The 14419-nt window shown below is 55.7% G+C and carries 15 protein-coding genes; 2 read left to right on the forward strand and 13 right to left on the reverse strand.

Translation table 11 applies throughout. From position 1 onward, the window contains the following. Positions 1–254: 254 nt before the first annotated feature. The 4 genes from ACN0VL_RS07105 to ACN0VL_RS07120 form a co-directional block, all read right to left on the reverse strand. A complete protein-coding gene (locus ACN0VL_RS07105; protein ID WP_417615893.1) occupies positions 255–755 on the reverse strand; it encodes a type IV pilus modification PilV family protein in 501 nt (166 codons plus the stop codon). A 196-nt stretch (positions 756–951) separates the two neighbouring features. Further along, the gene (locus tag ACN0VL_RS07110; RefSeq protein WP_417615895.1) at positions 952–2076 is read right to left on the reverse strand and encodes a pilus assembly PilX N-terminal domain-containing protein; all 1125 of its coding nucleotides are present in this window, start codon (positions 2074–2076) and stop codon (positions 952–954) included. Further along, positions 2073–2726, reverse strand: a complete 654-nt coding sequence (locus tag ACN0VL_RS07115) for a PilW family protein (RefSeq protein WP_417615896.1) — start codon at positions 2724–2726, stop codon at positions 2073–2075. Before ACN0VL_RS07115 ends, ACN0VL_RS07110 begins: the two co-directional genes overlap by 4 nt. Continuing rightward, positions 2720–3223: a GspH/FimT family protein gene (locus ACN0VL_RS07120; protein ID WP_417615898.1), complete on the reverse strand. Its 504-nt coding sequence runs from the start codon at positions 3221–3223 to the stop codon at positions 2720–2722. Before ACN0VL_RS07120 ends, ACN0VL_RS07115 begins: the two co-directional genes overlap by 7 nt. Positions 3224–3313: 90 nt before the next feature. Here ACN0VL_RS07120 and ACN0VL_RS07125 point away from each other — a divergent pair, with 90 nt between their 5' ends. After that, positions 3314–3709 (forward strand): type IV pilin protein, encoded by a 396-nt coding sequence (locus ACN0VL_RS07125; RefSeq protein WP_417615900.1) that lies wholly within the window; start codon positions 3314–3316, stop codon positions 3707–3709. A gap of 224 nt (positions 3710–3933) precedes the next feature. Here ACN0VL_RS07125 and ispH read toward each other — a convergent pair whose 3' ends face one another. Genes ispH through murJ form a run of 6 tightly spaced genes read right to left on the reverse strand, consistent with a single transcriptional unit; the run spans position 3934 to position 11223 of the window. Then, complete coding sequence (gene ispH, locus ACN0VL_RS07130) at positions 3934–4878, reverse strand: 4-hydroxy-3-methylbut-2-enyl diphosphate reductase (RefSeq protein ID WP_417615902.1); 945 nt, start codon at positions 4876–4878, stop codon at positions 3934–3936. Positions 4879–4888: 10 nt separating this feature from the next. Beyond that, positions 4889–5341: an FKBP-type peptidyl-prolyl cis-trans isomerase gene (gene fkpB, locus ACN0VL_RS07135; protein ID WP_417615904.1), complete on the reverse strand. Its 453-nt coding sequence runs from the start codon at positions 5339–5341 to the stop codon at positions 4889–4891. Next, a complete protein-coding gene (gene lspA, locus ACN0VL_RS07140; protein WP_417615906.1) occupies positions 5334–5825 on the reverse strand; it encodes a signal peptidase II in 492 nt (163 codons plus the stop codon). The genes fkpB and lspA overlap by 8 nt, the downstream gene beginning before the upstream one ends. Next, entirely contained in the window at positions 5825–8644 is a 2820-nt protein-coding gene (ileS, locus tag ACN0VL_RS07145; RefSeq protein ID WP_417615908.1) for an isoleucine--tRNA ligase, read from the reverse strand. Before ileS ends, lspA begins: the two co-directional genes overlap by 1 nt. 5 nt (positions 8645–8649) lie before the next feature. Then, complete coding sequence (gene ribF / locus ACN0VL_RS07150; protein WP_417615910.1) at positions 8650–9597, reverse strand: bifunctional riboflavin kinase/FAD synthetase; 948 nt, start codon at positions 9595–9597, stop codon at positions 8650–8652. Positions 9598–9657: 60 nt separating this feature from the next. Further along, positions 9658–11223 carry a murein biosynthesis integral membrane protein MurJ gene (murJ, locus tag ACN0VL_RS07155; RefSeq protein WP_417615912.1) on the reverse strand — a complete coding sequence of 522 codons (1566 nt, stop codon included), beginning with the start codon at positions 11221–11223 and terminating at the stop codon, positions 9658–9660. Positions 11224–11419: 196 nt separating this feature from the next. Between murJ and rpsT the strand changes: the two genes are divergently transcribed. Beyond that, positions 11420–11680, forward strand: coding sequence for a 30S ribosomal protein S20 (gene rpsT, locus ACN0VL_RS07160; protein ID WP_417615914.1), 261 nt, complete (start codon positions 11420–11422; stop codon positions 11678–11680). Between the two features lie 108 nt (positions 11681–11788). Here the strand turns inward: rpsT and ACN0VL_RS07165 are convergent, their stop codons facing one another. From ACN0VL_RS07165 to nhaA, 3 genes are all read right to left on the reverse strand, one after another. Next, on the reverse strand, positions 11789–12097 hold the full coding sequence (locus ACN0VL_RS07165; RefSeq protein ID WP_417615916.1) for an ArsR/SmtB family transcription factor: 309 nt from the start codon (positions 12095–12097) through the stop codon (positions 11789–11791). 19 nt (positions 12098–12116) lie between these two features. Next, positions 12117–13061, reverse strand: a complete 945-nt coding sequence (gene nhaR, locus ACN0VL_RS07170) for a transcriptional activator NhaR (RefSeq protein ID WP_417615918.1) — start codon at positions 13059–13061, stop codon at positions 12117–12119. A gap of 89 nt (positions 13062–13150) precedes the next feature. Further along, the gene (gene nhaA, locus ACN0VL_RS07175; RefSeq protein ID WP_417615920.1) at positions 13151–14332 is read right to left on the reverse strand and encodes a Na+/H+ antiporter NhaA; all 1182 of its coding nucleotides are present in this window, start codon (positions 14330–14332) and stop codon (positions 13151–13153) included. Between the last annotated feature and the right edge of the window lie 87 nt (positions 14333–14419).

A 14419-nucleotide genomic window follows, 5' to 3' on the forward strand; every position in this document is an offset into this window, starting at 1 on the left:
AACAGTGCACAGAGGAAGTAGGATTGCCTCTTTAGATGATACGGAGTGTCTGTTGATAGCGCTAACAAGCAACTCCTCTGCTGACGGGAAGGCAGAGGGTATCTGCTCCGCCGACCCTCCGCGCCAGGGATGGCGCGGCGGAGCCTACAGGGAAGTATTCACGGCGAGTCGGAGGAGTAGTGCCCTCTGCCTGACAAACCACACTAATATCAACAAATAATGGTAACTAAGAGAAGTACTTACGGCTGATGGCTCTATTTTATCCTGGGCCCACCGACACCGGCACCCAGGGCAGGATCCCGCTCACCGAACGGGCCGGCATAAATGGGCAATATTGGCACTATGGCCGAGCTCAGGGTCACACTCTTCTCCTCTCCTCTATCATCTTGCCAGGCGACCGTCACCATCAGGTCTTTTTTATCACCCTGCGAATCGCTGGCCGCTGACGACCGCCACTTGCCCTGCTCGGTATCCCAATCTCGCTGATCCACCACCCAGTCCAGCTGGAAGCTGGTATTCGCCACGGTGCGTGCTTCATTGCCCAAGCCGACGGCCTGATAGCCCGCAACGAACTGCTCGTGCCTCAGCTCATCCAGTTTGGACTCCAGCAACCGCAAGGCGATCTCTCGACTGCGTCCGTCCCGGCTGTACTCCAGATAATGCTTGCTTAACTGCAATAAGGATCCGGCAGTCACTGCCACGATCACGAAGGCGATCATCACTTCAATCAAACCAAAGCCCAGCTGGCGTTTCATACCTAACCCTCCGGGTAGCTGAAAGCCGTAAGCCGTCAGCGATCAGCTAACCAATAACTGCTTGTGCAGAGTGAAGCGTGAAGAGCAACCGCAGGCCGAGACTCTCCACCCTTTATCGCTTTTAACACTCTTCGTCCTTGGTTTCCGTGGATTCCGTGGCAAAATGATCTTTCGCTTTCAGGGTTTGAATATACGGTTAATCGTCAGTCCAGCTGCCGGGAATCCGGTTCAGGCTCACAAAGGGCGAGCGGCTACTTTGGTCACAGTTGCTGAGCAGGCATTGCACCCCCTGGTGATAAATAATGGCAAAATCACCCTGTAGCTGACTCCCTTTCAGGTTGCTCAGCACACCGCCAAAGATCTGAGTGCCTTGCGCAAGCCGTGCTAGCATGGGGCTGCTGTTGCTGGTGTCGCTATCAAACAACAGCAGCAAGCCATAAAACCGGGTATTCATCTGTGCGCTCACGGAAATGTCTTTGGCGAGCAATATTACCGGTGCCTGAGCAGAGCTGGTGACCTGCTCCAACTCACAGTCACCGCCGCCGGTGACGATGAAAAAGCCCGCCCTGTCTACCTCGTCGCAACCGGAGACTGTCCGGGTTGCCATGGCGGCTATGCTGGACCACTGCTCCTGGCCATAACCCAATACATACGCCAGCAAGTCATCCGGAAAGCCGTCGTCATGGATCACCATATCGTCGTTAATCTCTTCACTGGCGCTGCTTTTATGACTCAACTCAAGCGTGCAGTTATTACCAGCATGCTCAAAGTCCACCAGATTGCAGCTTTGTAGCTGGCCACTTACCGTCAAAGGCCCCCTGGACCACAGGGAAAGAGGCACTCCCGGGCCCCCGCCGTCCGGGTAGGCTACCAGTGAGATACGACCGTTGAGCTCATTGCTGGGGCCGGCCAGTATCAGAGGGGCTGCCGGGCCGGAATTCTCTGGATTAAGTATCGAGCGTCTGGCCACTGCGGCCCTGACCCGGCTTTCACCGCCACTGGGCAGGGTGGCCACAGACTCCAGGTGGATCACCCCCGCCAGGCTGGCATCCGGCGTCATGGTCACCTGATAATTCACCTCGGCGACGGCATGGGATATCGCGCCCGACCAGGTACTGGTGGCGGGCGTCTGCTTCAGTATCGCCATCGCCTCCGCCAGCCCTTGCTCGGCCGCCGCATGCGCCACCCGATATTCGATTTCGTTCAGGGTGATCCGACGATCCGCCAGTAACACCTTGCCAGTGAACAGCGATACCGTCATCAATATGGACACCAGCATCAGGGTGATGGTCAGCGTGGTGAATCCCCTGGCTCCCTTCATGGTGCCCCCCGCTGATTTCTGAGATAAATATGCCGCTGCAGGCTCATGGTCAGATCGGGCCGACCGACGTGATAGGCTTTCATCGTCAGGTTCAAACTGGGGACATCGGCAGTCTGGCTGCCGGGGGCCAGGGTAAACAGCAGCTCTGCTACTTTGATTTCATCACTCGAAACCAGCCTGCTGCCTTTGCCACACAGCTCACTTAACGACTTGGTGTCGACCGCCTTATTCGTAGTGTGCACCTTGAGTTGCTGGGTGTGGCGGTTATGGCTGTAAATCCGCACTACGGAGCGCCTGTCCGAGGGCAAGGAGGCGTCCCAGTATTTAATGCGAATACAGTGCAGACCGGTCGCACTCGGCTCGGTATACAAATCTTCGGTCATGGAAAAACCATAGTGGGCCGCCGAGGCTGATCTGTTGAGCGCCACATCGGCTGCCGCCTCGGGGTGATAGCCGGCCTTTTGAATATCACGGCTCATCATATCGCCGATGCCTTGCACTTCCTGACTCAGCCGCGACAGCAACAGGCTGGTATTCCCCGCCATCAACACAGAGTCAAACAAAGACAAGGCGCCGGCCAGTACCACCAAGCCCGCCACCATGGCAGTCAGTAACTCAACCACCGAAAAGCCAAGATTACGATTCAACATGGCGGCACTCCCGATAGTTGGCTGTCGGAGCAGGTGCGAATTATGCCGTTGTTCCAGGTGATCACCCTGATGCTGCGATCACCGTCAGCAAGCGTGATATTGCCCGAGACCAGGCTGTTTCTTCTGGGCTTGAAAACAAGGTAATGGCGGGGGTAAGAAGCGGTGAGTATAACGGCAGGATAAGCTTGGCTGTCGGCCACACCAATGTCGTGATTGACGCTGCTCTCACAATCGGACGCCAGAGCCAGCTCCTTGATGTGATAGCGCCAATCGGGTGTGCCCGAACCGCTAAAGCATACGGTCACGTCTTTATTACGCTTGATGGCTTCGCTGCGAGCCAGCTGCAGGTCGGCATACAGCGCCATGCCGGCACTGCGCACCGTCTGTTGTTGACTCAGTGTACGAAAGTGGGGAACCGCAAGCGTCAGCAAAACAGCCACCACGGCCACGCCTACCAGTAATTCGATAAGTGTTAGCCCCAGCTGTTCCCATCTCACCTGAGCCTCCCTGCCGTTCCAAGAGCAAAGCAATGTTGTCGCTTGCGACTAAGCTTGGCCTATGGCGGTGAGTTCGACAAGGTGGTGAAAATGAGAAGAGCCCATGGCTTTACCCTGATAGAGCTGCTGGTGGCGGTGGCGATCGTCGCGATATTGGCCGCCATCGTCTACCCTAACTTTCCTCGTTACTTTTTGAAAAACAAGCGTATCGAGGCCATTCAAGCCCTGTACAGCATGCAGCTGCAACAGGAAGAATGGCGTATTTCTCATCCATCCTATGCCAGTCAGGATGAAGCGGCTCACTTCTTGCCGAGCCATCCCCAGTACGAGTTCAGGGTGACGGCGGCCAGTGCTACCGATTACATGTTGGAAGCCAACGCCAAACCCGACTCTGCACAACGGCAGGACCAGGCCGGCGACACCCCATGTCATACCCTCACCCTGGATCGCAACAACACCAAAACCCCCGCCCCATGCTGGAACTAAAAGCGCAGCGCCACGCTAAAGGAGATCCTGACGTGTGTCAGGATGACGGCGGGTTTGGTAGGGCCGAATTCATTCGACCGGTTTTGAGCCGTGCTATGGCTTTTGGTCGATTGAAATCGACCCTACAAAAGACAAAAACAGCGCCGAATGCGGGCGCTGTTTTGGAGTGTGTAACTTGTTTTCTTCCGGCTTCCAGCTTTCAGCTTCAAGCTTCCTGCTATTTCCTAAGACACCTGCTTTATCTTCAGCTCGGCCGGTACTTCAAACACGATGTTTTCTTCTCGCCCCGGGTGCTCGGTAACAGTCGTGCCGCCCAGGGATTTCAAATGGTCGATCACTTCCTGCACCAGTATTTCCGGTGCCGATGCGCCGGCTGTTACACCGATTCGAGCCGTATTTTCAATCCAGCTGGCATCGATCATTTCCACGCAGTCAATCAGATAGGCCCGAGTGCCGATTTTTTCCGCCAGCTCGCGTAACCGATTGGAGTTGGAGGAGTTTTTCGACCCCACCACCAGCATTACATCCACTTTGGCGGCCAGTTCGCGCACCGCATCCTGGCGGTTTTGTGTGGCATAACAAATGTCATCCTTACGCGGCCCTTCTATGGTCGGGAAACGCACGCGCAAGGCATCAATCACATCCGAGGTTTCATCCACACTCAGGGTAGTCTGGGTGACAAAAGCCAGGTTATCGGGGTGTTTGACCTGCAAGGTGGCCACATCCGCCGGGTTTTCAACCAGGTACATGCCGCCGGTGTCGCTTTCATACTGCCCCATGGTGCCTTCCACTTCCGGATGACCTGCATGACCAATCAGAATGGTTTCAATGCCTTTTCTGCTGGCCCTGTGTACTTCCATGTGTACCTTGGTCACCAGCGGACAAGTGGCATCAAACACTTTCAAACCACGACGCTTGGCTTCTTCGCGTACCGCCTTGGACACGCCGTGAGCCGAGAAGATCACTATGTTATCGTCTGGCACCTGATCCAGCTCTTCTACAAATACCGCCCCGGCGTTTTTGAGTTTATTAACCACATAACGGTTGTGTACCACTTCGTGACGCACATAGATGGGCGCCTCGAATTTTTCGAGTGCACTTTGCACTATGCTGATGGCACGGTCGACACCGGCACAAAAACCACGCGGGTTGGCAAGTAAGATTTCCACCTCAGGCTCCTTATTTTTCAACAGCCAGTTGCTCGACGGCCAGTATTTCCACCTCAAAGGTGACCTGCTGGCCAGCCAAGGGGTGGTTGAAATCGACGGTAACCGACTCGCCGGCCACATCACGTACTATGCCGGGTATTTCGGTTCCATTGGGTTGAGTAAAGGCCACTATGGCCCCCTCTTCCAGCGTCATGTCCGCAGCAAAGCGGCTGCGCTCCATGTGATGAATATTATTGGGATTAACCGGTCCAAAGGCATCATCAGGCCCCAACTCGAAACGGTGGCTGTCGCCTTCGTTCAGACCAAGCAAGCAGGCTTCGAAGTTCGGCGTCAGGCTGCCATCACCCATCTTCAGCTTGGCCGGTTTGCCGTGCAACTGGGTGCTGTCGGCTACCGAGCCATCTGCCAGCTTGATGGTGAAGTGAAACAGCACTTCGCTCTGTGGACCTATTTGCTTAGTCATTGGCTTTGTCCTTCTTGAAGCTATCGATAATGATCATGGCGGCGCCAATAAAAATAAAACTGTCGGCCAGGTTAAACGCCGGCCAATGCCAGTTATTGACATAAAAATCCAGAAAATCAACTACATGCCCCAGCAGCAAGCGATCGATAACATTACCGATGGCACCACCAATCACCAGCGCATAAGCCGCAGGCAACCAGCGGGCGGCCTTGGGCAGTTTTGCCATCCAGACACTCAGCAGCACGGTCACCGCCGTGGCCAGGCCGGCAAAAAACCACCGCTGCCAGCCACCTTGATCCGCCAGAAAGCTAAAGGCCGCTCCCGGGTTATAGACATGCACCAGGTTAAAGAACGGGGTGATCTCCACCCCGGGATAACCAAAGTCCAGATAAGTCACGGTCAGCCACTTGCTTACCTGGTCCAGGAGGATGGCCACCAGGGCCAACCACCACCAGCGCAAGCCGGTTTCTCGCAGCATCGTCATTAAGCAAACTGACGGGCTTCGCCGTCTCCGGAGACGTTGGTCACACAGCGACCACAGATACCATCCTGCTCTGGGCTAACGTCGTCCACATGGTGCCAGCAGCGACCACACTTCTCGGCGTCGCTCTTGGCGACCGTGATTTTCAGGCCTGCCAGCTCGGTATCCGCGGCATCACCGGCATTGGCCAGCGGCTGCACCTGCACCTTGGAGGTCAGCATCACGAAGCGCAACTCGTCGCCCAGCATGTTCAGCTTGGTGGCCAGCTCATCTTCCACGAACAGGGTAATTTCCGCTTCCAGCGCGGCACCGATGATCTTGTCTTTACGTGCGGCTTCCAGCGCCTTGTTGACTGCCTGGCGGACCTGGAGCAACTCGGCCCAGTAACCATCATGCAGCTGTTCGCCTTCGGCCAGACCAAACAGACCGTCGTAAAACTCTTCGGTGAACACAAACTGGGCGCGCTTGCCGGGAAGCAGGTTCCAGATTTCATCGGCGGTAAAGCTCATGATGGGCGCCATCCAGCGTACCAGGGCTTCTGCAATATGATACAGGGCCGTCTGACAAGAACGGCGAGCCAGGCCGTCCGCCTTGGCGGTGTACTGGCGATCCTTGATCACGTCCAGATAGAAAGAGCCCATTTCTATCGAGCAGAACTGCATCAGCTTCTGGGTCACCAGATGGAAGTTGTACTCATCGAAGGCGGTGGTGATTTCCTGCTGAATGGCCTGAGCGCGACCCACGGCCCAGCGGTCGATCATCACCATGTCGTCGGGGGCAACCATGTCGGTTTCCGGGTTGAAGCCGTTCAGGTTGGCCAGCAAGAAGCGCGCCGTGTTACGAATACGACGATAGGCATCGGCACTGCGCTTGAGGATTTCGTCGGAAACCGTCATTTCGCCCGAATAATCGGTGCTGGTGACCCATAACCGCAGAATATCGGCGCCCAGCTTGTTCATCACCTGCTGTGGGCTGACCACGTTACCGATGGACTTGGACATCTTGCGGCCATTGCCATCCACGGTAAAGCCGTGAGTCAGCACCTGCCGATAAGGGGCATGCCCTTTCATGGCGGTGGAGATCATCAGCGAGGACATAAACCAGCCACGGTGCTGATCCGACCCTTCCAGATACATGTCGGCCGGGTGGCCCTGAAACTCGCCACGCACGTCAACCACGGAGGAGTGGGTCGAACCGGAGTCGAACCACACATCCAGGGTATCCAGCACTTTTTCGTAACTGTCCGCTTCATCCCCCAGCAGCTCGGCCGGATCCAGATCCCACCAGGCCTGAATGCCGGCCAGCTCGACGCGCTTGGCCACTTCTTCCATCAGCTCGGTGGCACGCGGATGCAGCGCCTGGGTTTCTTTGTGCACGAACAAGGCAATGGGCACACCCCAGGTACGCTGGCGAGAAATACACCAGTCCGGGCGATTTTCTACCATGGCCTCGATGCGGTTCTGGCCCCACTCGGGCACCCACTGTACCTTCTTGATTTCCGCCAGTGCCTGGCTGCGCAAGCCGGCCTGATCCATGCTGATAAACCACTGTGGAGTAGCACGGAAGATAATGGGCGTCTTGTGGCGCCAGCAATGTGGGTAAGAGTGCATGATGGCCTGATGATGCAACAGGGCGCCACGCGCTTTCAGCACCTCGACCACGGCATCGTTGGCCTTGAATACATGCTGGCCGGCAAACAGTTCGGTATCGGGCAGATACACGCCGTTGCCACCCACAGGGTTGGCGATCTCCAGGCCGTACTGCTGACCGACCACGAAATCTTCCTGACCGTGGCCGGGGGCGGTATGCACGGCACCGGTACCGGAGTCGGTGGTGACGTGCTCACCCAGAATCACGGGGACCTCAAAGTCATAAAACGGATGCTGGAAGCGTTTCAGCTCAAGCTTGGTACCCTCACAGTAACCCAGGTTGTGGTAATGGCTGATACCGGCACGGTCCATCACGTCTTTCACCAGATCGGCGGCCAGGATCAGTCGCTCGGGCTGCTCCCCTTCCACCTGAACCAGCGCATAGCTCAGCTCGCCATGCAGCGCCACGGCGCGGTTGGCTGGCAAGGTCCAGGGGGTGGTGGTCCAGATGACTACCGATATCGGGCCCTGGCCGGTGTGGCCTGCTGCACAGTCAAAACTGGCCGCCACATCGGCTTCATCTATCGCCTTGAAGCGGACATCGATGGCGGGCGAGCGTTTGTCTTCGTATTCCACTTCCGCTTCGGCCAGCGCCGAGCCACAATCGGTACACCAGTGCACCGGCTTGGATCCCTTGTGCAGATGACCGTTGTCGATAATCTTGCCCAGGGAGCGAATGATGTTGGCTTCGGTATCGAAGTTCATGGTGAGGTAGGGGTTTTCCCAGTCACCCAGCACACCCAGACGGATAAAGTCGGTTTTCTGTGCTTCGATTTGCTCTTTGGCATAGGCGCGGCAGGCCTCGCGAAACTCGGCAGCCGACACTTTCACGCCCGGCTTGCCGACTTTGGCTTCTACTTTCAGCTCTATGGGCAGGCCGTGGCAATCCCAGCCGGGAATGTAGGGCGAGTCGTAACCCAGCAAGCCCTTGGACTTGACGATCACGTCTTTCAGGATCTTGTTGACCGAGTGACCAATATGAATACTGCCATTGGCGTAAGGAGGGCCATCGTGCAGGATAAATGGTTTTTTGCCTGCTTTAGCCTGACGTACGGCGCCATACAAATCCTGCTCAATCCAGCGTTTCAGCATTTCTGGCTCACGTTGGGCCAGGTTACCGCGCATGGGAAACTCCGTTTCGGGCAAATTCAGGGTATTTTTATAGTCGCTCATGAATCCTACATTCCGTTCGGTTCTGATACCGCCAGCCCAAACCAATGGCGGGCATTAACGGCATCGCGTTGAATTTGCTCCTTTAACAGCGCAAAGGAAGCGAATTTTTGTTCGTTCCGCAATTTATGGCGGAGCTCTACTTCCACCTGCTTGCCGTATATATCACCGGAAAAATCAAACAGATGAACTTCTAATAAGGCCTGGGTGCCATTAACGGTGGGCTTGTTGCCCACGTTCGCTACCCCGGGGTAGCGTTGGCCGTCGAGCCAGAAATCGACCGCATACACACCCGATACCGGACAAACCTGACGTTTGAGTGCCACATTGGCGGTGGGGAAACCAATGGTGCGCCCCAGCTTGGCACCGTGGGCCACCCGACCGCACAAGCTGTAGGGGCGCCCCAACATCTTGGCCGCATCGGCCAGCCGATCATTCATCAGCGCATCACGGATCAAGGTACTGCTCACCCGCTGGCTGTTCATGCGCCAGCTCTGCGTGCTGACCACGTCAAAATCGAAGGCGCGGCCGGAGCGGGTCAGCAACTCAAAATCGCCGTCCCGGTTCTGACCAAAACGAAAGTCGTCGCCCACCACCAGAAAGCGCACGCCCAGCTGCTCTACCAGCAAGCCGCGAATGAAGTGATCCGGGCTTTGCGCGGCAAACTCGGCGTTAAAACGCACACAGAGTAAACGGTCGATGCCCAGCCGAGCCAGCTGCTGGTATTTCTCACGCAGTCGGGTCAACCGGGGAGGCGCCTCGGCACCGGTAAACAGCTCTCTGGGTTGAGGTTCAAAGATCATGACACAGGCCGGAACCTTGAGTCGTCGGGCCTGTTCCGTCAGGCGGCGTAATACAGCCTGGTGCCCCAGGTGCACACCATCAAAATTACCAATGGTCAGCACACAGCCGTGATGCCATGGTTTGATGTTGTGAATGCCGCGAATAAGCTCCATAGACTCCGATACCGGTCTTAGCTGCAAATTGGTGGATTATACCTCAGCCAGCCGTCAGGATCAGCCCCGCAAAGCGGTTTTAAAATGCTTCATACGCACACCGCTGATCAGCAGCAAGGCACCGTAACACAGGGCGCCGGCTACAATATAGCCCAGCAGGTGCAAAGTACTGGTCAGCAACCCCCACTCGGCCCATACCTCAAGGGAAGGTGATAGCCACCACAACAAGGCCGCCATGCCGATACCCGACAGCGCCACCTTGGCGGCAAACCCCAGGGTTTGCCGGCTGGGATGATACACATCACGACGGCTCAGGCCCCACCCCAGCAAGCCGGCATTCAGAATACCAGACAGGGCGGTTGCCAGCGCCAGTCCTACATAGCCGAGCGGAAAAATCAGTGCGGCGTTAAACACCATGTTGGCCACCATGGCGATAATACCAAAACGCACCGGCGTTTTGGTGTCCTGACGCGCATAGTAGCCGGGGGCCAGCACCTTGATCAGCATAAAGGCCTGCAGGCCCACGCCATAGGCAATCAGGCTCTTGCTGGCCGCAGTCACCTCGGTGACACCAAACTCACCGCGCATGAACAGCACGCGCAGCATGGGCTCACTCAACACAATCAAGCCCAGCATGGCAGGAAAGCCCATCAGCAGCACCATACGCACCCCCCAGTCCATGGTGGCGGAAAACCCCTCTGGCGACTGGTCGACATGGCGGCTGGACAGCGCGGGCAGGATCACGGTGGCAATGGCGATGCCAAACAGACCGAGTGGAAACTCCAGCAGGCGATCGGAATAATATAAATAACTGATGGATCCGGTGGCTAAAAATGACGCCAGCATGGTGTCGAACAACAGGTTGACCTGGCTGACCGAGACACCGAACAAGGCCGGTATCATCAAGGTGCGAATCTTTACCACGCCCGGGTGATGCCAGGCCCAGCTGGGACGAACCAGCATTCGCAAGCGCCACAAGAAAGGAAACTGAAACAGAAACTGCAACAAGCCGCCCAGAAAGACGCCGATCGCCAGACCCAATTCGGGTTGTTCCATATTCGGCGACAACCACACTGCCGCACCAATCAGGGCCAGGTTAAGAAACACAGGCGTAAAAGACGAGACCGCAAACTTGCCGAAGGTATTTAAAATGGCGCCGGCCATGGCGGTAAAGCTGATAAACCACAGATAGGGGAAAGTCACTTTAAGCAGCAGGGAGGCCAGTTCAAATTTATAGGCTTCGGGCCCGTCGTTAATCCACTCCAAAAACCAGCCCATACCGAATAGCGCGGTCACCACGCCTGAGCCCACCATGCCGACGAGGGTGACCACTGTCACTATCATGCCCAGGGTGCCGGATACCGCCGCCAGCAAGTCCTGGGTGTCTTTAAAACTGCGCGTTTGCTTGTATTCGGTCATCACGGGCACAAAGGCCTGGTTGAAGGCGCCTTCGGCAAACAAGCGTCGTAAAAAGTTGGGGATCCGGTTGGCAAAAAAGAACACGTCGGCCGAGGCACCGGCACCTAACAAGTTGGCGATCACCACATCTCGTACCAAGCCCAGCACCCGAGATATCAGTGTCATGGTGGACACAATCAGGCCTGATCGCAAAAGTGCCTTGCTCAAAATGAAAACCTCGCGTAAGAAAATTGCTGAATGTAGGGGAATGCTGGTAGAATCCGGCCGACAGTTTAACCCTCGGCCCTGTATCTGACCACAGGGCGGTGTTTATTTGCACAAAGCAATTGACAATTTGCGGTGATAAAGGCATATTCCTCGGCCTTTTATTAACACTCGCTAAGACAGTTTTAGGAGTTTTACCTTGGCTAATATCAAGTCTGCTAAGAAACGCGCGCTTCAATCTGAGAAACGCCGTAAGCACAATGCCAGCCGTCGTTCTATGGTTCGCACCTACGTGAAAAAAGTAATTGCAGCTATTGCTAGCGGCGACAAAGAAAACGCACAAAAAGCGTTTGACGCTGCCCAGCCTCTGCTGGATCGTATGGCCACTAAAGGTCTGATCCACAAAAATAAAGCAGCTCGTCACAAGAGCCGCCTGAACGCGAAGATTAAAGCTCTGTAAGTTAGAGTCTTGATTCAAGCGTCAAAAAAACCGGCTTTTTGCCGGTTTTTTATTGCCTGGATTTTAGCGCGAGGCGTTCCTTTCCCCTCACCTCTCGCTCTTTTCTCTTCACCCCTCACGACAGTAAAGCTTGTGCAGCAGGGTGATCATTTCTCGTACTTCATCACTTTTCAGCGAGTAGTATACGGTTTGCGCCTCTTTGCGCGTTTGCACCAGGTCGTCGTTACGCAACAACGCCAAATGTTGTGACAAGGCAGACTGGCTTAACCCCAGGTGCTGATTCATCTCGCCGACCGACAACTCCTTGTCGAGCAAATGGCACAATATAAATAATCGTCGCTCATTAGCCAGCGCCTTGAGCAGCTTGACGGCTTGCGCCGCGCTGGCTTCCATCGCTTCCATGTTGAATTCCATCATGATATCCACTTCCAGATGATTAACTAAATTCCCCGTCGAAGGTTACAGGAGGCACACCGCTGGAAAAATCATCCAGCCCGGAGAACAGCGAAGTAAAGTCCCCTTCACACAATCGCTTGACAGCCGGGTGCTGTATCATTCGTTCGGCAAAAATAACGTAGTATTCTTCTTTCAGCTCTTCGACCCGACCAATCTCGATGACCGGCTGATGCTGTAAAATGGCATCGCGATAAATTGCCGGCGCCACAAAAATCCCCTGGTTGAAAAAGCCAAATGCCTTCATCAGGGCGGCATCGTCAAACTCACCCAGAATCGGGGGCTTTAACCCCTGCACCTCCAGCCAGTGTCGTAACTGACGTCCCATGGCGGTGCGACGCCCCGGTATCAGCAGCCGGCGCTCTTCAAGGCACTCGGGGAAGGGCTTGGTAGGTAACGGCTCTCGACAATAGAAGCCCATGTCACACTCACCCAGCTTCTTCGACAACAAGCCCGCATGCTGGGCCGAATCAACCGGACAGTCAGAGAGGATCATGTCCAGCTTGTGTTCGCTCAGTTGCTCCAGCAGCATTTCGTGGGTCGACTCGTAACAACGCAAATGGATGGAGCCGTCGTTGGGGATCACCGACATCAAGACCCGGCTGGCCAAACGCTTGGACAAGGCATCCGCGACCCCCACGTCGAAGATCAAGTGATCTTCCTTGCGATAATGCACTATATCCAGCATTTCGTAAGACAGGCTGAACATGCGGTCCGCGTACTTAAACACCAGGCGGCCCAGCTCGCTGGCCTCCAGCTGCCGGCCTTTACGCTTGAAGAGCTTGCCGCCCAGGCGCTGCTCGAGCTGACGAATTTGCCCGGTGACGGTTTGTGGCGTCAAAAACAACGCCTCGGCCGCCTTGGTAACCGAGCCCTTCTTCTGGGTCATCCAGAAGTAATACAGGTGATTGTAATTTAGGTGTGACAAAAGCCATCTCCAGAGCAGTGTGGCCCAATCATAATAAAAGCGGCTGGGTTTGAATACCCAGCCGCCGGATTGGACGAGTAACGATGCGGCTACAGCTGCAAGGCAGGCTTGACCTGATGTTGGGGCAGGATCCGGTGCAACAGGGTATATCCCAGGGTTGCCGCCAGGGTCGAGCCCATCAGAATGCCCAGCCGCGACAGGTTGGCAAGCTCGGCATGATGGGCAAAGGCCAGCGAAGAAATCAGGATGGACATGGTAAATCCGATGCCGCACAGCATGGAGACGGCAAAGATCTGGCGCATGCATACCCCCGTCGGCAACTGGGCAATGCCGATCCTGACCGCCACCCAACAGGTCAGGAAAATGCCCATCGGCTTACCCAGCAGCAAGCCTGCCATGACCCCCATCGGCACGGCCGATGACAAATCGGACAGCGATAACCCCTGTAACGACACCCCGGCGTTCACAAAAGCAAACAGGGGAAGAATAAAAAAGGCACACCAGGGATGAAGGAAATGTTCCAGCTCTCTGGACGGCGAAAAAGTGCGACCATACATGGGGATCAGAAACCCCAGAATCACCCCGGCCAGGGTGGCGTGTACCCCCGACTTGAGTACCGCAGCCCAGACTATCCAGCCGAGAATCAGATACGGCACCAGATTATTCACCTGTGCCCGGTTAAGCCAGAACAGGCCACCAATGCCCAGGGCAGCCACCGACAAGGCCGGGATCGACATACCGTGGTTGTAAAACAGCGCTATGATGATGATGGCGCCCAGGTCATCGATAATGGCCAGGGCCAGCAGAAATACCTTGAGGCTGAGAGGAACCCGCTTACCCAGCAAGGCCATGACCCCCAGGGCAAAGGCAATATCGGTGGCGGTGGGAATGGCCCAGCCATTCTGGTTTATTTCCTCTCCCTGGTTGAGCAACAAAAACCACAGGGCAGGAAACACCATGCCGCCCACCGCGGCCAACGCGGGAAAAATGGCTTTTTCCCGGCTGGAGAGGGTACCCGATACCAGCTCTCGTTTTACTTCGAGGCCAATCAGCAGGAAAAATACCGCCATCAGGCCATCATTGACCCAATGAGCCAGTGTTTTATCTAAATCCAGGCTGCTGATACGCAGCTGGATTTGAGTATCAAGCACACCCTGATAGATTTCGGACAAACCGGTATTGGCCATCAGCATGGCGATCATGGCCGCCACCATCAGCAGAATGCCACCGGCAGATTCCATTGCCATAAACCGTTTGAGTACATAGGTCATAGATAGAGACTCCTTCTCATCAACAACCAATCATCGAGCATAATCAGCCGATTTGCACGCGAGTAGTCGATTGCTTTGCCTAATGCC

The sequence above is a fragment of the Oceanisphaera sp. genome (assembly GCF_048268965.1).
In the GTDB taxonomy this organism is placed as follows: Bacteria; Pseudomonadota; Gammaproteobacteria; order Enterobacterales; family Aeromonadaceae; genus Oceanimonas.